The following is an 18,812-nucleotide window of genomic DNA, read 5'->3' as shown; positions in this document are numbered from 1 at the left end:
TATAAAAATCGGTCATGCATTATCTACTGGGGAAGTATTAACGTTGGCTTTGCCTGTTGATATGTTGGTTATCGAGCACAAGCTGATTTTGCAAGCTGTTGAAAAAATCAAAAAAGAAATTGGGCAGATAGAGGCGGCAAAGGCAGCAAACCCAAATTATCTCGCCACTGCTGTGGATTTCTTCCGCACATACGCTGACAGGTTCCACCATGGCAAAGAAGAAGGCATCCTCTTTAGAGCTCTCTCTCAGCGGAACCTAAACGAGACAGACCAAAAAGTGATGATGGAGCTAATGATTGAGCATGGGGTTGCTAGGCGCACCGTAACTGCTCTCGACAATGCCAAGGGGGAATACATCGAGGGAAAACAAGAAGCCCTAACGCACATTCTTGACCTGCTAAACACTCTTGTGAAACTCTACCCAGCACACATCGAAAAGGAAGACGCACACTTCTTTTACCCCTCAATGGCATACTTCACTGAGAAAGAGCAAAACGAGATGCAAACAAGCTTTATCACGTTTAACCAGAACTTCACCGATAAAAAATATCAACAAGTAATCGACCAACTGCAATAGATAAAAATATATGCTTCTTTAAAACAGGCTTTCAGCTGCTTTTTGGTAGATTTGGAAGTCTCGCTCAGAAAACAGCACAAAAATAACCCTGTCAAGCCTGTCTTCTTTTTCCAAGAAATCTTTGACTGTTCTCACAGCGATGAGGCTGGCTTCTTCAATGGGGTACTCGTATGCTCCGGTGCTGATCGACGGAAAAGCAACAGTTCTAAGCCCATTAGAAACTGCAAGTTTTAGTGAGTTCCTGTAGGCTTGCTTTAAGAGTTCAGCTTCAACATGAAAGCCTCCCAGCCAAACGGGACCAACGGTGTGGATAACATGCTTGGCTTTAAGGTTGCCACCTGAAGTAATTACTGCTTTTCCTGTTGGCAGTCCATCTGGCCATAATGTAGCCCTTATTCGTTTACATTCTTCTAGGATTTTTGGTCCACCTTTGCGGTGTATCGCGCCGTCTACTCCTCCACCGCCCAGAAGTGTAGAGTTTGCCGCGTTTACTATGGCGTCAGCTTCAACATCGGTTATGTCACCTTTGACTAGTTGCAGGGTTGCGTTTTCAACTTTGAATTCCATAAATTAACCTTTACCTAAACAGTCTATTTAACTATGCGAATAGTGACCACAACGCTGAACCCATAAAGTACGCTCCAAACCCAATGAAAACCGCCACGCAAAAAAGCGTAATTCCTATTCTCGTGCGCTGTGTCCAGAAGCGTTGCGACTTGAAAATCAGCAGAGCCGCCACCGTGTACCATGAGAAATCACACAGCCAATGCACGCCTGCAAAGATGGAAAACCCTAAAAGCCCAAACAATTGAGCATTCAAAATCAGAGTAGTGCCGATGGTTAGCCACCAAAGTATGAAACCAGCGTTTGCTGCTGTCGTGTAAACACCTGCAAGAATCGACTCACGCTTCACATTAATGGCTACTGTTTCTTGTTTGTGCCTGTTTCTAAAAGTTTGTATGCCCATGAAAATCATCAAAGCGCCGCCAATTAATCCAACTGCAACCTGCACAAGACTTGGGATTTCAAATTGGCTGAGCACAAAGAAAATCAGAAACATCAACGGAAACTCCACAATCCCGTGCCCAACTGCGATTAAGGCACCCGCGATTTTGCTTTTCGATGCTTTCTCAAGCGTAACAGCGAACAGCGGCCCAGGCATCAAAACTCCAGTGAGCGATATTAGCAGAACTGAAGCTAAAAACAAGTAGAAATTGGTAATAATTTCCAAACTTCAATTCTCCATAACTGCGCTTAACCATCATTTTGCATGGTTAATTATAAGGGTTTCATGATGCCGTATACAAAAGCATCAACAAAACACAGTTTCAATCACACTTTTTGCCTTTCAAAAGTCGAGTTTGCATCTCCACGATTTCTGCGCTATCCTTAGCAGTCACGTAATTATCAAGCAACATGCCATTGACTTCAAAGAAGGTGTGTCCCCACGTGAAAATCGACAAAAGCTCCTCTGACTCCTTCTTGAACCTAACAATGTACAAGGCAGCGGCAATCGCCTCAGCAGTCGTCAACTTCGTCAACTTTCCAAAATTCACAGGGTTGCTTGCAATCAAGACGGGCAAGCATCGGCTTGTTCCACGTACATGTTTGCCCAGGACCTTTTGAGCGTGCTCCCAACTGCAATCCAGCGCAACCAAGCCAAACTGCTCAACTCGCTCGCGGTCAGCAGGAGAAAAAGCGATTTCTCCAAACGGATTTAACACTATAGCTCGTTTTGGCAGAAACCGTATTTTATTTACTATCCTAGCGTATCCTCGACGGCTCAGCCTAAGTGCAGTGTTCTTCTTCGGGTCATCCTGAGCTGCATGATATATAGCAATCCTGACGGGAAAAGACGGCTTCTGTGCTTCAGGTTCAGTGCTCACTTGGCTTGCGCACCTTCACATGGCACATAGGGTCATCCAAAACTTTAGGAATCCACTCAAGAATGTCTGTGGCAACCATGTGGAAACCGATTTCGCTGGCTACAAAATCACCAGCCGCACCATTAACAAACGCCCCAGCCACAGCGGCTTCAAACGCGTCACCATTTTGGGCAAGCAAACCGCCGACAATGCCGCTTAGAACGTCTCCTGTTCCGCCAACAGTCATACCTGGGTTACCTGTGAAATTCAACTTTGCCCTCTCTGAATCGCAAACAATATCCACTTTACCCTTTACCAAGATGACAGCGCCAAGCTGTTTTGCAGTCTTCTGTATTGCAGAGATGCGGTCTTTTTGGTTTTCAGGCAATGCTTCACCAGTTAATATGGCATATTCGCCCGCGTGCGGAGTCAAAACAAGCGAAACCTTTAACGCTCGCTTGAAATTCGCATACGCTTTAAGCCCATCAGCATCTAAAAGCAGTGGCTTCCCAGCAGCCTCCACCTCTCCAACAAATGCCTCAACGAATTTAGTGGTTTCAGAATTTAAACCCAAGCCAGGACCAACAACGACAGCATCCACCAAGCGCAAGTAGGGCTTGAGTGTTTCAATGTTGTGCGGGTTTAAATTGTTGTCCTCTAGCTTTATCGTTATCAAGTCAGGGGACATCGAAGCAATCGAATAAGCCGTCTTCTCAGGAGCAGCAAGATAAACAATGTCTACACCAGTGCGCAGGGCAGCTAACGAAACCAGTGTTGGAGCACCAGAGAACACTTCGCTTCCGCCGACAACGAGAAGTCGCCCAAAGTCGCCCTTGTGAGCTGTTGAGGCACGCGGTTTTTTAGCAAGTAAAACATCGCCTGGACCAGCAAACTGCTCCATCTCAGTAGGCAAACCAATGTCCGCTACAGCAAGTTTGCCAACGTGTTTTTTGGCTTTTTCCAATCCAGCCTTTGCCTTATGAAACGTTACTGTCAAATCCGCTTTTACGGCAGTGCCTAAAACGTCGCCAGTATCTGAATCTATTCCTGTTGGCACATCTACTGCAATTTTAAACCCCTTTAGTGAGTTGATGTACTCCACCACTTGCGAGATTGGCGGTTTAAGTTTTCCTTTGGTTCCTGTGCCCAGTAAAGCGTCAACAACAACATCCGCGGTCACTTTAGGTATGAGCGTGCTGTCAGTCACTTCATAGACTGGAACACTATCCTGCAAGCTTTGCAGTGCAACAAAGTTTTTCAACGCTGCTTCATGACTAATGTCTCGGCTCCTGCCAACAAGAACAACCTCCACATTGTGGCCTGCTGCCAACAGATGCCTTGCTGCAACAAACCCGTCGCCCCCGTTTCCTCCTAAACCACAAAAAATCAAAACCTTCTTCTCTTTTGAGAAGCGAGACGTAATTTCTTGGGCTATGTTGCGTCCGGCATTTTCCATTAATTGAAGTAGGCTTATGCTGAAGTACTCAGCGTTAGTTTCTAAAGCTCGCATGTCACGACTTGTTATGTAAGTTTTATTTTTTGTTTGCATAGTGACGCCTGATTAGTATTGTGTTTGGTTTAAAGATAAGCCTATCCTTGCTGTGTATACAAAAGCATCGCCCAAACACAGAAAATCTTGTTTTGTACTTTTTGGCAGGCTAAAAGGCACTGAATTATCGAAAATTAACGAACCTTATATATTCATACACGCTTAACAATCAACTGAAGCCCTCCATACCGCATAAAAAAGGTCAAAACAGGTTTAATGTGTCATACATGAGTATTTTTAGTCTGCCTTTGCTCTCTTTTGCTCGTTTAAGCTCTGTTTATTGCTTCCTTATTGTGCATTGTCCGCTTATTTGACGTTATAGCGAACTTTTTTAATGGTGTTTTGTATGCGATTTTGTTTTTTGGTAGCTTATATAAAGCGAAAAATAATCGAATGTTCACTTTTTACATTTAAAAGTTAAAAAAGCCCATGACTGACAAAAGAAAGTTAAAGAATAAGTGCAATTTCTCCATTGTTTTGCTGTTCTGTAGCGCTACGGAAAGCGAATACCGCATGATGAAAAAAGCAGGTGACTGTGCAGGGCTTTGGCTAAAAGAATATCTATTCACAAAAAAGTGTTGACGGCTATTTTTTCTGTTTTTTGCCCTTGTACTCCCTTGAGATAATCATGGTTGACGTTACAAGTACGTTAGGTACTGTTCTGATACTATCCGAAACAAAGTCTTCCAACTTCTCCAAATCCTTCGTTGACAACAAGGCAATCACGTCATATTCGCCGAAAATAATGTCCGCCTGCAAAACTTCGTCGAATTCGGTGAGTTTTTGAGCGACTTCGCGCTCGGTTCCTGACGCTACCTTAAAGAGTACATACGCTAACACCGTCATATTGTTCACCATTTCAAAAGTAGGCAAGACGGCTTAATTACTTTTCCGTGAACCACCAATGGCAAAAAAGTTTATCCCATACTAGTATCTTCTATTGAAGATAGTCTTAAAAAACAAAACAGGTTATTTTAAAGGTGTGACTTGCTTGAAAACCACATACATTCTAACCAATTCAGATGCCCTTTTAGTGACTGATATCCAAATTGATTTCTTACCTGGCGGTGCTTTGCCAGTTGCTAACGGCGACCAAATCATCCCAGTGATAAACGAATACATTAAACGGTTTGAGATAGCTAACGCGAGCATTTTAGCGTCTCGAGATTGGCATCCCCCAAACCACATGTCCTTTAAAGCGCAGGGTGGTCCTTGGCCGCCTCACTGTGTCCAAAACACTAAAGGTGCAGAATTCAGCCCAACCCTAAAACTGCCCCAGAATACAGTGATTATTTCTAAAGCAACAGATCCTAAACATGAAGCGTACTCCGCTTTTGACGGCACACCCCTAGCTAAAGAACTGGAGATGCGGGGAGTTAAGCGTCTCTTCATAAGCGGTTTAGCCACCGATTACTGCGTTTTCTATACAGTTCTTGACGCGCGGCAACTTGGTTTTGAGGCGGTGGTGCTTATGGACGCAACCTTAGGCATAAACGTTAAACCAGGCGACGTAGACCGCGCCATCAAAACAATGCTTGAACACGGCGCACAACAAGCAACCACCGAAGACTTCCCTGACGCCGTAGATAGCTTACCTGTAGAGGAAGCGGAACCTGACGTGTTAGAAAAAAAGCCTGCCTTGATGGCAGCAGAAAAAAAGAAAGCCCGCATGAGACCCCGCGGCGCCAATAAGCAGATTAAGCCTGAGCGCGGCTAACTTTTCTCGAAGACGAACGAACCTTATATATACATGCAACACAACAGACCTAAAAACACTGCAGAGGGAAGAAACTGCTGATTTTTTCATCTCGCGAAACCCTGCAAGCTAACAAAATAGGTGCCGACGCCCATTTCTCCCCTTTATTGATTGTATTTCAACACGTTTTCAACGCTCCCAACTCATCATTTTGCGGTTTTTGGCTTCCAAGCGTTAAGAACTCCGTATTTCAAGCCATGCGAAATTAGCTCGAATTGTAATTTTTCACAATTAACAGTTAAAAAATTAAATTAGTACTTACGAATTTATAATTAAATCATTAAAAAGAATGGGTTCAGAAATTTCTCTGTTGCACGATAAGCGAAAAACTGCTCGGGAACGCGTGTGTGCTATTGCTCGCCCATGATTTGGATAATCAGGGTTCTCTGCCTCGCGTAAACATCAGTCTCCACAAAAAGCAACGACTGCCACGTACCAAACTCCACCCTTCCATTGATGATAGGCAAGGTTTTGTCAGGCGGTAGCATCATGGACCGCAAATGCGAATGAGCATTCGACGGATGTTGATAAGAGCCGCGACTTGGCGCTAATTCTTCGAGGAAAACTTTAATGTCGTTTAGCAGGGCATAATCGTTCTCTGTTAAAATCAGCACGCCCGTTGCATGCGGGGCAAACACGTGGACAATGCCGTTTTTGATGCTTGAGCGAGCCACCTCTTCTTGAAGTTGGTCAGACAGGTCGATGAAGTCTATTTCGCCCTTTGTGCGAAAATGGTAGGTTTTGTTTACAACTTTGAAATCTGTCATGATTAATCAATCGTTAGCACTGCAAAAAAAGTTTTCTAGCCAGCCAAAAACGGTGTTTGTTAACGCTTCGAAATACAACGCGCCTGTGTTTGGGGTTCCAGGCTCTTTTTTGTTGCTGCGTATTGAGCGTTTTAAACATGTAGGCTCCTTTTTGTAGTCACAAATTCATAATAAATTCACTCTTTATCCATACCTTAGTGATTTCTGATGGAAAAAATTAAAAGTGCAGTAGGCAGTATGGTGCAGACTGGTATCCGCCGAGAAAAACCCAACGTTTTCAAGCCCTTCGAAGAGAAAGGCACGCCCATTGAAGAACAGTTTAGGAACTGGAACACAGTAGTAAAAGCGCCTTACGACAAGGATAAGGTTGATGCGTACACAAGAACAAGGGTCATTTTGATGAACGGCATCGAAAACAACAGTGTCTTAACTTCTCATGCAATGGCACGAATGATTGAGAACGATGAAATTAAACGTAAAATGGCAGCTATTAGAAGAGCCGATTCGCAGCATCAATTAACCGTTGACTGGCTCAATCCCGGCAACCAGAGCATTCTGGAAACCACCATAGGCTACGAGCAGGTGGCAGTGGACTTAACAGCTAACCTTGCAAAGAACGAACCAAACGATTACTTTAGACAAACCCTAGATTTCGCGTTGCTGGAAGATTTTGACCACCTCTACCGCTACAGCCTTCTCATGAAAATGCTTGAAAACAAAGATGCAGAAAACATTGTTCAGGGCAAAACAGAAATCAAACCTGGCAGACCAACCAGCATTGAGCACAGGCACCCTGATGATGAGATGCGCTTGCATTTTGGCAAGGATTCAGCGCAGATAAAGTCTTGGATGAACTATTTCACTATCGTGTCTGGTGAGCAACAGACAATGCTCTACTACCGCACCCACGGGGCGAATTTGACTGATGATCTGGCGCGGAAACTGTATGCTGAGATCGCAGAAATCGAGGAACAACACGTTTCGCAGTATGAAGCTGTCGGTGACCCTAACGCTACGCATCTAGAGATGGCTACGCTAATTCAGCTAAGCGAAGCCTACAACTACTATTCTTGCATGATGACCGAGCCTAACGAGCGTATAAGAAACATATGGGCTGAGTTTTTGGCTGATGAAATAGAGCACTTTAACATCTGCAACCAGCTGTTGGAGAAGTACGAGAAAAAGGATATCCGTGACGCGATTAAGGCAGAGTCAATTGAGCCTTTGATAGTGTTTGAGCCAAACAAGGAATACGTAAACAAAGTGCTAGAAGAACAAGTGAACCTGCGACCCTACAACATGAAGTTTATGCCTGAAGAAGAATTGCCCTCGGATTGGAAATCTTTTAGCTACCAAGAGAAAGTGAACGCTGGCGGAGTGCCGTCTGATATTGTGGAGGAGCGTTGGAGAGAAAGGTAACTTGTAGGTTGCCTACCGCTCCTTTTTCTATTAGCACATCACCAACTTCTCTCTAATTAGCGCATTACACCTCACCAGTTAAAGACGGATTTTTGTAAATTATAAGCAGTAAATACATCCCTCAGCAGTAAGCTTTGGACACCATTAAAAAAGTAGCTGTCGCTAAAGCGCATTTGCTTGTGCATCATAGTGGGCCTGTGACGAATATTACTCAGTGGCTGTATTGCTGACTGCGTTTAAAATAGTGGTTGTTGGGCATGTTAACTTACGAGTTATCGTTTGGCTTTTTTTCATAAAATCGGTTTATTTTAAGGTTATTTTAATTCAAAACATTCAATTTATCACTGTTTCGTGACGAAACTATTTGATCTGAAATTTGTCAGAAGTTTTGACTCCAGAATCCAAAACTAAACACCCTAATATTGCTTAAAAGTACAAAACCGCCTCAAATTGGGCTTTTTTGCCTGTCTCTTAGGAACTTGGAATGGGCAATATCGGAGCCTCATATAAGTACTGTCGAAAATCTCCATGCGAAACAAAATGCCGTTTTTTCGGTTAACCTTCGAGCTCTCAAGTTTGTTTTTGGCATTTTTGGAGAAACTTTGGTTTTTTGTTGAGCGCATTAAGTCGTTATCGGGCAAGTGGCTCTTTTGGTTTCCTTCTCAGGGAGCTTTTCAAAAGTGTGTTTTGTTGATGCTTCTGTATACGGAGATTGCGGATTTGTGTTGTCTTCTTAATCGTTTTTATGTGTTTTTGGGTGTTTTTGAGGGCGTTCTAGTTCGTGCCTTTGGGGGTTAGCGGTTGTTTTGATGTGCTTGATGTAGTCTAAACTGGCGATATTTTGAGTGATTGAATGTTGGTTGTTCCGTTATTGGTGATTATCGTTGTATCAGTATTACTCATAATTGTTATCGTCACCAGCCCTCTCCACTCTCACCAACCAAATTTGTCGTATACTGAAGCATCTCCCAGACACACTTTTTACAGCGTTTTGAGGAACAATTTTTATCTCAAAACTTGCAATATAGCAAACACTTGAGGCAGATTGGTTGAAAGAAATTGATAAAATAAAACTTAGACGCTGGCGCAAACGGGGCTTCTACAGTGAAACCGTACTAGTCAAACTGTTGCAGAAAAACGGCTACAATGCTGTCCGCGTGCCGGTAAGCAACCCCAGCCTCAACCCGCTACCAGATGTCATGGCACGCAGAGGCCAGCACTTATACGCTTTCGAAGTGAAAAACGCCAGCTACTATGCATATTTTCCTAAGCCGCAAATTGATAAGCTCTTCCAGTTTCTGGACCAGTTCATTCCTTCAGGCAAAGAAAATAAACATGCAGTAGTTGCAGCACATTTGGGTAAGAGATGGCTCTTTAGAGAAATTAGCTGGGTGGATTGGGAGAAGGGTAAGGTTCCAGAGAAAGTCAGGATTCTCAAACGCGACCGCGGCAACTTGAATATAGCAAACTGTTATGTTGAGCCTCAGTAGCAGTAAAGGAACGTACCTCAAACTTTATTTCTTAAAAGACAACTTGGCTACTGACAATGCAGGTATAAGAAAGATGACTGAAAAAGAAGCCGAGTTAATTGTTCTAACAGAAAAGCTCAGCAAAATCTATCCCTTAGGAGACGCAAAAATCAAAGTTCTAAACGACATAAACTTGCAGATACCTAACGCACAATTCGTTGTGCTATGTGGTCCTTCAGGTTCAGGCAAAACAACGTTGCTCAACATTATCGGCGGACTCGACAGGGCAACAGCGGGGCGAATTTTTGTGGCAGGTGAAGACTTGACAAATAAAGATGAGGACTTCCTTTCTGATTTTCGCTGTAACTGTGTAGGTTTTGTGTTTCAAGCCTACAATCTTGTATCAACCTTAACAGTAGCCGAGAACGTGGCTTTTCCAATGGAATGGACGCAAAAACCGCCCAAACACATACAGCAAAGCGTTGAAGAACTACTAAAAACAGTTGGTTTGGAGCATCGAGCAAACCATTTCCCATCTCAACTAAGTGGCGGCGAACAGCAACGGGTGGCATTTGCAAGGGCATTAGCAAATGACCCTGATTTAATTTTAGCGGATGAGCCAACGGGTAATTTGGATGCAAAGAATGCTCAAAAAATTGTGCAAGTGCTTCAGTTGTTGAAGTCCGAGGGCAAGACAGTTATTGTTTCAACGCATGATGAGCAAATCCGAAAGCTTGCAGACCAAGTTTTATGTCTAGAAGATGGCAAATTGGCGAGTGAGAATGAGCATTAGGGCTAATTTTTCACTTAACGATTTATTTCGTCGTAGGCTTCAAACAAGCCTCACACTTGTAACTTTAACATTAAGCGTGGCATCTACACTGTTTCTTTTGCTTTTTGGTAGTCGTTTGGGTTTAGGTATCTCCTCGGCAACAGGCACACTAACATGGGGTTTGGCTGCTATCTTTCAACAATTCCTCCTATTCATCGGCGTTTTGATTTTTGCAGTCGGAGCAGTACTATCTTCCTTTATTGTTTTTTTGATGATGGCGCAGAGAATCCGTGATTTTGGTTTAATTAAGGCTGCTGGTTGCCCAAACAGCCTTGTGGGCGGTTATTTTATGACTGAACTTTTAACAATAACTGTTCTCGGGTGCGTTTTAGGTATCGCTTTTGGCTTTCTAGCAGATTTTGCAATGGCTAATCTCGTTTTTTCAGGTTACTCTTTGCCTAACTTCTGGTTTGCTCCAGTAGTATTTGCGGCTTTTTTTGCTCTTGCACTTATCTTCGGCTTAAACCCCATTCTAAAAGCATCAAGAATGTCAGCAATAAGTGCTCTTTCACCTGTAAATTACTATGGCATAACCACAGCAACCAAGCACAAGCCTCTCTCAAGACGGGGAATAACTTGGCGCATCGCATTAAGAAGCCTGTTTCGTCGTCAATCAGCAAGCATTAGAATTGTGGTTTTACTTTCGATAGTTTTTATTTTGCTCACTGTTTCAATTTGTGGAGGTATAGTTGCCAATGACACCACAACTTCATGGGTCCAAAAAACCGTGGATAAAAATACAATCGCCATAGCGCATAGTAGCATGGCAACCCAGTACAAACTGTTACTTACAAAGTTTTCAGGCGCCCATGAAACAGGAGCTTTCAACTATGCTGACCCAAACCTTGGCATCTCCAACTCACTAATAGAAACATTGAATGCTTTGCCGACTGTGAATTTCGTTGATTCACGGCTAATATTGTTTGAGTATGTCCAGGAGGTTGGCAACTTCACTATTGACCCAGAAACCAAAAACACTTTACCTGTCGGTGACAGCCGAAAAGGCGAATCAATCGTAATAGGCGTTGATCCAGAAGAACTTGCCAGTGACTGGTCGGTAAAGGGCAGATTTTTGTGTGATAGCGGTGATTTGGAAGCGGTTATTGGCGATTCTATTTCTCAAAAACTATACTCGCCACATCCCAGCAAGTACGTAGTACTCGCAGACCCATTGCTTGAAAGCATAAAACTCCAAAACACCACTTTCCGCATCGTAGGGGTTTGTATTGACCCAATAAACAACGGCTTTGTTACTTATGTCCCAATTCAGAAACTGATGAACGTAACACAAATTTCAAGCCCTAACCTGCTAATAGTCAAGATAGCCGACTCAGCAGACCTCGAGACAGCCCTTACACAGATAAGAAATACAATTCAAGCTACAGATTCAAACTTAGAAGCCTTTGACTTAAATGATTTAGTTGCTCAGAACACGGCATTTCTTTCCTCATCTTGGCAAACAATCTTGCTTTTGCCACTGTTCACACTGGCATCAGCCGCCTTTTGTCTTGTTGGGTATATGATGCTCTCTGTGGATGAGCAACACCAAGAATTCGCCATATTGCGAGCTGTTGGCGCTAAACCACGAATAATCATTAATGTTTCAGCCATTCAAAGCGGGATCGTTCTGCTTTCAAGCTTTGGGGTTGGAATATCGTTCGGAATCATTATTACTTTGCTTATTTTAATGACTAATCCGCTAGTGACAACCACTACAGTGCTTGTTATTGCAGTTTGGCTAGCTTCAGCCTTAATCAGCATGTTTCTTTTCAGCCTTATTCCAGCCTTCAGGCTATCTAAAACCTCAATCCTAAAAATCATGACCTAACGGATTGAAGGATTTTGGAAAGAACTTTAATGTTTCAACGTATGCAGGCAACTGATGTAAGAAATCCTGAAGCTGAAGAACAGCAACCACTGGAACGTTATCATAAAACTTGAAGACACAAGGAACAAGAGAAAGCATAGCAGGCAAAAACTTAGCCTTGCCCCATTTAGTACACTCAAGATTTAGAGCAATGTTTGGTAATGAATCGGCTAACGCTTTGGTTCTCTCCACCTGAGCGTTAACAGTTCTCTTCAGGGCTGATGGTGACAATGCCCGTTGCCAGTGCTTGCAATCAACACATACAACTAAAGGCTTCCTGCAACCCACCACATCAATCTCCCAACGCCGTCCGCCATACTTAAACCGCACGTTATTTTGCACCACATACCCATTGTTTCTTAATGCCAACGCTGCAATTGCCTCAAACTCTTGCCAACAAAGAAAACGGCTAATGCTTTCAACATCTGCACCTAAAGACACTGCCTTAACGGCCAGTTTAAGCCTGCCATCCGTTTCAACGTTAATGGTGTCCTGTTTGAAATAAACAAGCCCCTCATTTTGCAATCTTCCAAGCATTTTCAACATACTGGCTGTTGGAATCTTAGCATCATTTTTGACACTTTCAATTAAAACAGACCCTTCCTTGGAAAGTTTAAGCAACGAAATTGCCAAATTCCTCTCAATACTCACGAAATCTTCTCCTATAAATTGGCATAAATGGCTCAAAAAATTTACCAGCAATACTCAAAAAGACCATTTCATATGTTAATCTTCTTAAATGGTATACGAAAGCATCAACCAAACACATTTTTGAAAGCCCTAAACGATTTAATGCCATCAGTCTTTCTAACATTATCCGTTCAAATATTTAATGAGTTTTTAGTATAATGCTTTCTGGAAACCCACTTACGCTATTGCAAAAACCAACTTTGCCCTGTGACGATTGCCCCGCATAATTACAAGCTGCTTCTTTGCCTTCATGTGATGGCTTGGTAAGCTACCAAGCAAGACGCAGAGCTGAAAAGTACCAAGCCTTACGGAAACTTAACCACCGCCTGCGTTTACAAGTAGAAAAGAACAGGCAAAATCTTAAAAAAACATCATCACTACTATTTTTTTATGACACTAAGACGAGAAAAACAAGACGATCCCGATGTGCTCATGTATTGCGCTGATACGCTAAAACTTAATCTATTAAAAGGCAAACCTTGCAAGAAGTGCCACGACATAGCCGAACAGATAGAGATTGATTTTTTAGGAATAGCTGTTATCTGCAAGGGTTGCGGAAACGTTAAGTATTTTTTGCCAACTGTTGAGGCTTGAACAAGGGGATACTTGCTAATTGCACCTTCGGGTGATGGTTTCTATAAAAAAGCTTACATACCCCACGAGGTTTTTATTCGCCTTCATTTTTTACAACCTGTTTTAAAAGTGTGGAATTAGTGCTTTTTGGAATAGCTGTCTATTGTTTCCCCGTTGAAAGTCGCCGTTTTCCAAAGCAGATTTTTCAACAAGCGCGACTTCGTAAGTCGGAGTGGCACGGTTAAGCAAAAACAAGTTTAGTGCACTATTTCCATTAATTTCAACAGTCTATACTAAGAGTTTTTTTAACTTTTTAATGTTAAAATTGACCATTCGAGAATTTTTCGCTTCATTTACAAAACCAACCAGCATAGAAAAGCAGCAATTCAATGAATAATCAAAAAGCAAACTTGAGAAAAACAACAAAGTCAACATTTAAAAACTTGTAAATGAGCACTAATTAACTGAAAAAGCCTAACGGTCAACCCATTATCCACGTCATAACTTCGCGCAAAATACCCATACGTTGTCTCTGACGCATGGATATATAAGGTTCGCCGAGTTTCGATAAATTAAACCTATAAAGTGAGTGCTTTTGAAGGTTTTGTGTCCACAAAACATGTTGAAAAATCCGCCTTTAAATAGGGGGATAGGTCTATGGCAGAGCAACAAAAATGGATAGTTTATAGGTGCTGTCTGACTTTTTTTGCCATGTCTTCAAGTTTTGAGCGCTCAACCACTTTTAGGTCGCTAAAATGCGGCAGTACCTGCCCCTCAAACCGTGGAACCACATGCACATGTAGATGAAAAATGTCTTGCCCTGCTGCTTTACCGTTTTGTTGGATGATGCTTATGCCATCCGCCTTTGTTGCTTTTTTGACGGCGGAAGAAACCAGTTTAGTAATTTCGTAGATACGGCTCAATAGTTCCTCTGGGACATCAAAAATATCTGCATAGTGAATTTTAGGGATAACTAAAGTGTGGCCAAGATTTAGCGGTCGAATATCAAGAAAAGCCATCACTGCCTCATCTTCATAGATTACGCTTGAGTGCGCCTGTTTTTGCACGATTTTACAGAAGATACAGGAATCATCAAAGACCAATCATATCACCGCTAAATCGCCGCAACTCAACTTCCATCAATCAGTTTATATGCTATCCTCTTCATATTTCTTTCACCACATGCTTGAGGCTAAAGAAATGACCGAATTAGAAGACCAAGTCCGCAAAGCAGTCGGCAACGTGCAAGACCCAGAAACTGGTCAAACCTTCGAAGAAATGCAAATGATTCTTAGCGTAAAAGAAACAACACCCGGCAACGTAACTGTTGAATTCGTTCCAACAAGCCCATTTTGTCCAATAGCTTTCAAACTAGCCGTCGACTTACGGGAAGCAGCAAAAAAAGTGCCAGGTGTGCAAAAAGCCACAATCTTATGTCGTGGACATGCGATGGAGCAACAAATCAACGAAATGACAAACAAGTAATATGCCCGTTAAGCACTATTCTTTTCATTTTACCTCTTTTAAAAAAGCATAACTGATAACTACCACACCTACCAACAATCCCCTATGAAACGTGTAATCCTAATCACAGGCACACCATGCACAGGGAAAACAACCACTGCAAAACAGCTTGCACAAAAACTAAACGCGCACTACATCAACCTTACAAAATACGCTAAAGAAAACAATCTAACAATAGGTGAAGACAAAGAACGCAAAACCACCATAATTGATGAAAAAGCAATGAAGACAAAACTCGCGAAAACAATAGATTCCCTCGAAAACGTTGATGTAATCATTGATGGACACTACGCAGCTGCAGTCACACCACAAAACCAAACAACCCACGTGTTCGTTCTGCGCAAAAATCCAAAGCACTTAAAACAACAAATGCAAAACTGCGGATTCGAAAAACAAAAGCTTTGGGAAAACCTAAGTGCTGAAATCCTCGACGCATGCCTAATCGAAGCGCTCGAAAATCAAAAAGGCAAAGTCTGCGAAATAGATACCACAGAGAAAACAACAGACCAAATCGTTAACGAAATCATAGATGTCTTAGAGAAACGCAAAAAATGCTACAGCGGCCACATCGACTGGATAAGCATGCTTGAGCGCGAAGGAATAACCGAACAATACCTAAAAGCCTAAACTCAACGAAAACTGCCCAACTTCTGCTTGGTTAACAGAGTAATCTTACGCCGATTCGAATACGATTTGGCATGGTCACTAAATTTCTCTCCAATCATTATTGGACTGGACAGGTCCACATCCTCAGAAGCTGTATCTAAAGTTATAATTACATTAACCCCAATCGTGCGGTTCCAATCACGCACCCAAACACCCTGCTCAAGTCGCCCCTTCTGAACAATCAAATCAAAATGTCTAGTCACGCCACTGTGACCTTCCAAATAAACGTCTTCACCGTTAACCTTGTATCCTTCCTTCTTGAAGTATCGAAGGGCCAAATCCATCAAACGGAACCTAACCTTTTCTTCACTAGCCACAGCGCTCGCTCCCTATTTCCAATTAACTAATCCTTATCTACTTGTATGTGGAAAAGCCTTTCGGAAGCAACCGCAAAAATGCCAATAACCCACATTGTAAAATGCCCCAAATGCGGCAAATTGATGCTGGCTAAACACAGCCAAAAAACCAAAACTTGCCCATACTGCAACAACAAAGTCAGCCTTCTTTGTGCCCAAAAAATTGCGACAGCAGACTCCGCTTTTGAAGCTTCAGAAATGCTGCGTAAACTCAAAAATAAATAAGGGTTTAGTTAATCACGAACAAGCCTGAGCATCTCGCACGTTTTACATAAATCCAAAGCTGATGGCTCACCGCACTCAACACAAGTCTTGAAATCTTCATTTTTTGCAGTTTCCTCAAGTGCAGGACGCAAACGGTCCATCGCCCGAAGAACCGTAAACTTGGTTCCAGCATGCTTATCCTCCATAAGATTCAGCAAAGCTCGAATGTCATTACGCAATGCTTCAGAAGCATAAGGACAAGGAACATTCTGAAACCTAATCCGTTTTACATAAGCATAAAGCGCGCTTTCTTTTTCAGGAATCTCCACAAAAGGCTTGATTTTACGCACTAAAAGCGGATGCACCTCATTTGTCACTGGCTTTTCCTTCGCTAATCGTGCAATATCACCGCGAAAAATATTCATCAAAAACGTCTGCACCTCATCATCAAGCGTATGAGCAGTAGCAACCTTATCAGCACAGACCTGTCTTGCACCAACGTTTATGGCTCTTCGTCGCAAAACACCGCAATAAGCACACGAAGTTAACCGTGCTTGCCCGCTCTGGCGGATTTTCTGAACAATCTCATCAAGCGTAAAACCATAAAGCTCCTTAAACGACACCACATGATAAGGTACTTGCAGTTTTTTGCAGTTTTCAACGGCAATCTCTAAGGCTTCGTCACGATAGCCTTTGATGCCTTCATCCACAATCACAGCGGTCAAGGTTGTTTTCGGTCGATAACGTTTTATTTTTGCTAGAATATGCAGTAAGCTTAAGCTGTCTTTGCCGCCTGAAACTGCCACAGCTAAGTGGTCGTTGAATTTGAGCATGTGGTAGCGTGTTATGGTTTGGCGCACTTTAGCTTCTATGGATTGGGTGAAGCATTTTTTGCACAGGGTTTCCCCCGAGTATGGTCTATAGTAGAATGCTTTCCGTGTTTTGCATGCCGTGCAGATTTGTTGCGCCATCAATTTTCACAGATTACTTGTTTTGTGTGTTAAGGTAAATAAAGAGTGAGTTGTAAATGTTTGATTTGTTGGGTTAAAAGATGGCTGTTGCACCAACTAAACGTGCAGAATACAAAGAAGTAAATTATACCAAAAAGCATTGGGAACTGTTAAAGACGCTTCGAGAAAAAGCCATTGACGTAATGAAGGCTTTAGAAGTGTTCCATTTGCAATCAATCGTGCATGGTAGTGTGGCAAGAGGCGACGTTAACTGCAACAGTGACGTTGACGTTTTCATCCCTGAAATACAAAGCAGTTTCTTAGTTGAAACAGCTCTCCAAAATGCCAAAATCAAAGCCAATGCACGTTTGATTGTTCAAGCTACACCAACATACGCAATGAAAGCACACATAGAAATTAACGGGAACACATTCGTGTCTTTTCCGCTTATGGAAATGCGCAGGGTTGAACGTGAATTTTACAGGTTTGGCGGCGAAGCAAACTTGAGTCAGCTTGAGAACGGAGTTCGTGTTGCTGGTGTAGATAAGCGGCTTATGCTTGTGGAGCCGACTGAGTTTGGACATGTTGAAAGTAGCATTATGGGCAGGGAAGAAATTGTTGCTAAAGTTTTAGGCATCACGGTTGACACGGTGCTGGATAGAATTCATGCTCTAACTAAGCGTGATAAAGTTGGCAGAACGGGTGTATTTGTCAAAAAAGAATTGGGTCAGGATGAGACTTTTGAATTGGCGCTAAAAAAGTTGGCGGATGCCAATCCTGCGGTTCGGCGTAGGATAAGAAAATAAGGGTTAGGATGGATAGTAGATGAGCTCTTTTTCTTCGAGAAGCTGTTGGATTTTGTCGACTGCCTCGTAGACTTGTTCTTCTTTTTTGGCTCCGACACATACGAGTTTGCCTGCACTGAAGATAAGAAAGACGACTTTTGGTTCGTCCATGCGGTAGACTGCGCCTGGGAACTGTTCAGGTTCGTACATTACGCGGCTGAGTTTGTAGACTAAGCTTTCTAAGTCGATTTCTCCGCCTAGTTCCGCGGATGCGACAATGTTTTGGATGTTTACGATTGGTTTTTCTGTGATCTGTATGCCTTCGCTTCGGAGTTCTTTGACGACTTTTTCTACGGCGCTTCGGGATTCTTTTTCAGATTTAGCGCCTGTGCAGACCATTTTGCCTGTTCCGAAGATAAGGGTAGCTGTTTTGGGTTTTTTGAGGCGGAAAACTAAGCCTGGGAAAACGGATGGGTTGTATTCTGTTTGTGGGAATTTCTCCACTATTTTTTGTAAGTCTATTTTTTGGTTAAGTGAGACTGAGGCTACGATGTTTTGAATGCTGATGATGGGTTTTCGTTTACTCATGTCAACTCACGGCTTTCCCTATTTAAATAACATAGGGAGTATATAACATCATCTATTTATAAAGGGGCTTTTAAGCACTAAAATGATTGCTTTTTCATGCTGAATATAATGCAAATAAGGTCATGACATTAAGCTAAAACCATTGCTATAGCCTTGTTTTTTCTTTACCTTAAAATAATATAAATGCGCGAGATTTGTTGCTCTGTCGCTACCCCTATCCACCTATTTAAAGCGCCTGTTTTTTCAGCATGCTAAGGGATTGAAAAAGCGCCAATAGAACCTACCACCCTCAGGGTTCTGCATGGATATCCTAATATGATGCAAATATAGATAGCAAAAATGGAAGTCAATCACCAGTTGTCAGTATCAGAAGCA

General features: G+C 42.5%; 22 protein-coding genes and 1 pseudogene. 12 read left to right on the top strand and 11 right to left on the bottom strand.

Annotated features, from left to right (window positions below; genetic code table 11):
* Positions 1-49 precede the first annotated feature (49 nt).
* Complete coding sequence (locus tag NWE95_05230) at positions 50-577, top strand: hemerythrin domain-containing protein (GenBank protein ID MCW4003300.1); 528 nt, start codon at positions 50-52, stop codon at positions 575-577.
* An 18-nt stretch (positions 578-595) separates the two neighbouring features.
* Here the strand turns inward: NWE95_05230 and NWE95_05225 are convergent, their stop codons facing one another.
* The 4 genes from NWE95_05225 to NWE95_05210 all read right to left on the bottom strand — a co-directional run bounded on the left by NWE95_05225 (position 596) and on the right by NWE95_05210 (position 3,991).
* Entirely contained in the window at positions 596-1,144 is a 549-nt protein-coding gene (locus NWE95_05225; protein MCW4003299.1) for an O-acetyl-ADP-ribose deacetylase, read from the bottom strand.
* 31 nt (positions 1,145-1,175) lie between these two features.
* Complete coding sequence (locus NWE95_05220; protein MCW4003298.1) at positions 1,176-1,808, bottom strand: LysE family translocator; 633 nt, start codon at positions 1,806-1,808, stop codon at positions 1,176-1,178.
* Between the two features lie 97 nt (positions 1,809-1,905).
* A complete protein-coding gene (locus NWE95_05215; protein MCW4003297.1) occupies positions 1,906-2,463 on the bottom strand; it encodes a DUF367 family protein in 558 nt (185 codons plus the stop codon).
* Entirely contained in the window at positions 2,453-3,991 is a 1,539-nt protein-coding gene (locus NWE95_05210; GenBank protein MCW4003296.1) for an NAD(P)H-hydrate dehydratase, read from the bottom strand. The genes NWE95_05215 and NWE95_05210 overlap by 11 nt, the downstream gene beginning before the upstream one ends.
* Before the next feature lie 429 nt (positions 3,992-4,420).
* Here NWE95_05210 and NWE95_05205 point away from each other — a divergent pair, with 429 nt between their 5' ends.
* On the top strand, positions 4,421-4,573 hold the full coding sequence (locus NWE95_05205; GenBank protein MCW4003295.1) for a hypothetical protein: 153 nt from the start codon (positions 4,421-4,423) through the stop codon (positions 4,571-4,573).
* A 3-nt stretch (positions 4,574-4,576) separates the two neighbouring features.
* Here NWE95_05205 and NWE95_05200 read toward each other — a convergent pair whose 3' ends face one another.
* Positions 4,577-4,837 carry an Lrp/AsnC ligand binding domain-containing protein gene (locus tag NWE95_05200; GenBank protein ID MCW4003294.1) on the bottom strand — a complete coding sequence of 87 codons (261 nt, stop codon included), beginning with the start codon at positions 4,835-4,837 and terminating at the stop codon, positions 4,577-4,579.
* Between the two features lie 145 nt (positions 4,838-4,982).
* On the opposite strand from NWE95_05200, the pseudogene NWE95_05195 reads away from it, so the two are divergent.
* Positions 4,983-5,564, top strand: a pseudogene (locus NWE95_05195) (nicotinamidase).
* Between the two features lie 533 nt (positions 5,565-6,097).
* On the opposite strand, the gene NWE95_05190 reads toward NWE95_05195, so the two are convergent.
* A complete protein-coding gene (locus NWE95_05190) occupies positions 6,098-6,514 on the bottom strand; it encodes a secondary thiamine-phosphate synthase enzyme YjbQ (GenBank protein ID MCW4003293.1) in 417 nt (138 codons plus the stop codon).
* A gap of 207 nt (positions 6,515-6,721) precedes the next feature.
* Here NWE95_05190 and NWE95_05185 point away from each other — a divergent pair, with 207 nt between their 5' ends.
* The 4 genes from NWE95_05185 to NWE95_05170 all read left to right on the top strand — a co-directional run bounded on the left by NWE95_05185 (position 6,722) and on the right by NWE95_05170 (position 12,062).
* Positions 6,722-7,933: a hypothetical protein gene (locus tag NWE95_05185; protein ID MCW4003292.1), complete on the top strand. Its 1,212-nt coding sequence runs from the start codon at positions 6,722-6,724 to the stop codon at positions 7,931-7,933.
* A gap of 1,049 nt (positions 7,934-8,982) precedes the next feature.
* On the top strand, positions 8,983-9,423 hold the full coding sequence (locus tag NWE95_05180; GenBank protein ID MCW4003291.1) for a hypothetical protein: 441 nt from the start codon (positions 8,983-8,985) through the stop codon (positions 9,421-9,423).
* A 73-nt stretch (positions 9,424-9,496) separates the two neighbouring features.
* Positions 9,497-10,195 (top strand): ABC transporter ATP-binding protein, encoded by a 699-nt coding sequence (locus NWE95_05175; GenBank protein ID MCW4003290.1) that lies wholly within the window; start codon positions 9,497-9,499, stop codon positions 10,193-10,195.
* Entirely contained in the window at positions 10,185-12,062 is a 1,878-nt protein-coding gene (locus tag NWE95_05170) for an ABC transporter permease (GenBank protein ID MCW4003289.1), read from the top strand. Before NWE95_05175 ends, NWE95_05170 begins: the two co-directional genes overlap by 11 nt.
* Here the strand turns inward: NWE95_05170 and NWE95_05165 are convergent.
* Positions 12,045-12,752: a restriction endonuclease gene (locus NWE95_05165; GenBank protein MCW4003288.1), complete on the bottom strand. Its 708-nt coding sequence runs from the start codon at positions 12,750-12,752 to the stop codon at positions 12,045-12,047. The two genes, NWE95_05170 and NWE95_05165, sit on opposite strands and share 18 nt — an antisense overlap.
* Before the next feature lie 429 nt (positions 12,753-13,181).
* On the opposite strand from NWE95_05165, the gene NWE95_05160 reads away from it, so the two are divergent.
* Positions 13,182-13,385 (top strand): hypothetical protein, encoded by a 204-nt coding sequence (locus NWE95_05160; GenBank protein MCW4003287.1) that lies wholly within the window; start codon positions 13,182-13,184, stop codon positions 13,383-13,385.
* A 662-nt stretch (positions 13,386-14,047) separates the two neighbouring features.
* Here the strand turns inward: NWE95_05160 and NWE95_05155 are convergent.
* Complete coding sequence (locus tag NWE95_05155) at positions 14,048-14,467, bottom strand: HIT family protein (protein MCW4003286.1); 420 nt, start codon at positions 14,465-14,467, stop codon at positions 14,048-14,050.
* A gap of 97 nt (positions 14,468-14,564) precedes the next feature.
* Between NWE95_05155 and NWE95_05150 the strand changes: the two genes are divergently transcribed.
* Both NWE95_05150 and NWE95_05145 read left to right on the top strand, forming a co-directional pair.
* Positions 14,565-14,849: an iron-sulfur cluster assembly protein gene (locus tag NWE95_05150; protein ID MCW4003285.1), complete on the top strand. Its 285-nt coding sequence runs from the start codon at positions 14,565-14,567 to the stop codon at positions 14,847-14,849.
* 84 nt (positions 14,850-14,933) lie between these two features.
* Positions 14,934-15,515: an adenylate kinase family protein gene (locus NWE95_05145; protein MCW4003284.1), complete on the top strand. Its 582-nt coding sequence runs from the start codon at positions 14,934-14,936 to the stop codon at positions 15,513-15,515.
* A gap of 2 nt (positions 15,516-15,517) precedes the next feature.
* Here NWE95_05145 and NWE95_05140 read toward each other — a convergent pair whose 3' ends face one another.
* On the bottom strand, positions 15,518-15,871 hold the full coding sequence (locus tag NWE95_05140) for a hypothetical protein (protein ID MCW4003283.1): 354 nt from the start codon (positions 15,869-15,871) through the stop codon (positions 15,518-15,520).
* Positions 15,872-15,949: 78 nt separating this feature from the next.
* On the opposite strand from NWE95_05140, the gene NWE95_05135 reads away from it, so the two are divergent.
* Positions 15,950-16,135 carry a DUF1922 domain-containing protein gene (locus tag NWE95_05135; GenBank protein MCW4003282.1) on the top strand — a complete coding sequence of 62 codons (186 nt, stop codon included), beginning with the start codon at positions 15,950-15,952 and terminating at the stop codon, positions 16,133-16,135.
* Between the two features lie 8 nt (positions 16,136-16,143).
* Here NWE95_05135 and NWE95_05130 read toward each other — a convergent pair whose 3' ends face one another.
* Positions 16,144-17,085 carry a TIGR00269 family protein gene (locus NWE95_05130; GenBank protein ID MCW4003281.1) on the bottom strand — a complete coding sequence of 314 codons (942 nt, stop codon included), beginning with the start codon at positions 17,083-17,085 and terminating at the stop codon, positions 16,144-16,146.
* A gap of 80 nt (positions 17,086-17,165) precedes the next feature.
* Here NWE95_05130 and NWE95_05125 point away from each other — a divergent pair, with 80 nt between their 5' ends.
* Complete coding sequence (locus tag NWE95_05125; protein ID MCW4003280.1) at positions 17,166-17,870, top strand: nucleotidyltransferase domain-containing protein; 705 nt, start codon at positions 17,166-17,168, stop codon at positions 17,868-17,870.
* A gap of 3 nt (positions 17,871-17,873) precedes the next feature.
* Here the strand turns inward: NWE95_05125 and NWE95_05120 are convergent, their stop codons facing one another.
* The gene (locus NWE95_05120) at positions 17,874-18,437 is read right to left on the bottom strand and encodes a TATA-box-binding protein (protein MCW4003279.1); all 564 of its coding nucleotides are present in this window, start codon (positions 18,435-18,437) and stop codon (positions 17,874-17,876) included.
* Between the last annotated feature and the right edge of the window lie 375 nt (positions 18,438-18,812).

The sequence above is a fragment of the Candidatus Bathyarchaeota archaeon genome, from assembly GCA_026014725.1.
Lineage (GTDB): Archaea > Thermoproteota > Bathyarchaeia > Bathyarchaeales > Bathycorpusculaceae > Bathycorpusculum.
This window is presented reverse-complemented; position numbering and strand designations above follow the sequence as displayed.

What these genes read in the sequence shown, in the direction of transcription:
- NWE95_05120 (MCW4003279.1), bottom strand. Translation starts at nt 18,437, where the DNA reads ATGAGTAAACGAAAACCCATCATCAGCATTCAAAACATCGTAGCCTCA.
- NWE95_05185 (MCW4003292.1), top strand. Translation starts at nt 6,722, where the DNA reads ATGGAAAAAATTAAAAGTGCAGTAGGCAGTATGGTGCAGACTGGTATC.
- NWE95_05175 (MCW4003290.1), top strand. Translation starts at nt 9,497, where the DNA reads ATGACTGAAAAAGAAGCCGAGTTAATTGTTCTAACAGAAAAGCTCAGC.
- NWE95_05200 (MCW4003294.1), bottom strand. Translation starts at nt 4,837, where the DNA reads ATGACGGTGTTAGCGTATGTACTCTTTAAGGTAGCGTCAGGAACCGAG.
- NWE95_05190 (MCW4003293.1), bottom strand. Translation starts at nt 6,514, where the DNA reads ATGACAGATTTCAAAGTTGTAAACAAAACCTACCATTTTCGCACAAAG.
- NWE95_05125 (MCW4003280.1), top strand. Translation starts at nt 17,166, where the DNA reads ATGGCTGTTGCACCAACTAAACGTGCAGAATACAAAGAAGTAAATTAT.
- NWE95_05160 (MCW4003287.1), top strand. Translation starts at nt 13,182, where the DNA reads ATGACACTAAGACGAGAAAAACAAGACGATCCCGATGTGCTCATGTAT.
- NWE95_05210 (MCW4003296.1), bottom strand. Translation starts at nt 3,991, where the DNA reads ATGCAAACAAAAAATAAAACTTACATAACAAGTCGTGACATGCGAGCT.
- NWE95_05130 (MCW4003281.1), bottom strand. Translation starts at nt 17,085, where the DNA reads ATGGCGCAACAAATCTGCACGGCATGCAAAACACGGAAAGCATTCTAC.
- NWE95_05150 (MCW4003285.1), top strand. Translation starts at nt 14,565, where the DNA reads ATGACCGAATTAGAAGACCAAGTCCGCAAAGCAGTCGGCAACGTGCAA.
- NWE95_05135 (MCW4003282.1), top strand. Translation starts at nt 15,950, where the DNA reads ATGCCAATAACCCACATTGTAAAATGCCCCAAATGCGGCAAATTGATG.
- NWE95_05145 (MCW4003284.1), top strand. Translation starts at nt 14,934, where the DNA reads ATGAAACGTGTAATCCTAATCACAGGCACACCATGCACAGGGAAAACA.
- NWE95_05205 (MCW4003295.1), top strand. Translation starts at nt 4,421, where the DNA reads ATGACTGACAAAAGAAAGTTAAAGAATAAGTGCAATTTCTCCATTGTT.
- NWE95_05225 (MCW4003299.1), bottom strand. Translation starts at nt 1,144, where the DNA reads ATGGAATTCAAAGTTGAAAACGCAACCCTGCAACTAGTCAAAGGTGAC.
- NWE95_05170 (MCW4003289.1), top strand. Translation starts at nt 10,185, where the DNA reads ATGAGCATTAGGGCTAATTTTTCACTTAACGATTTATTTCGTCGTAGG.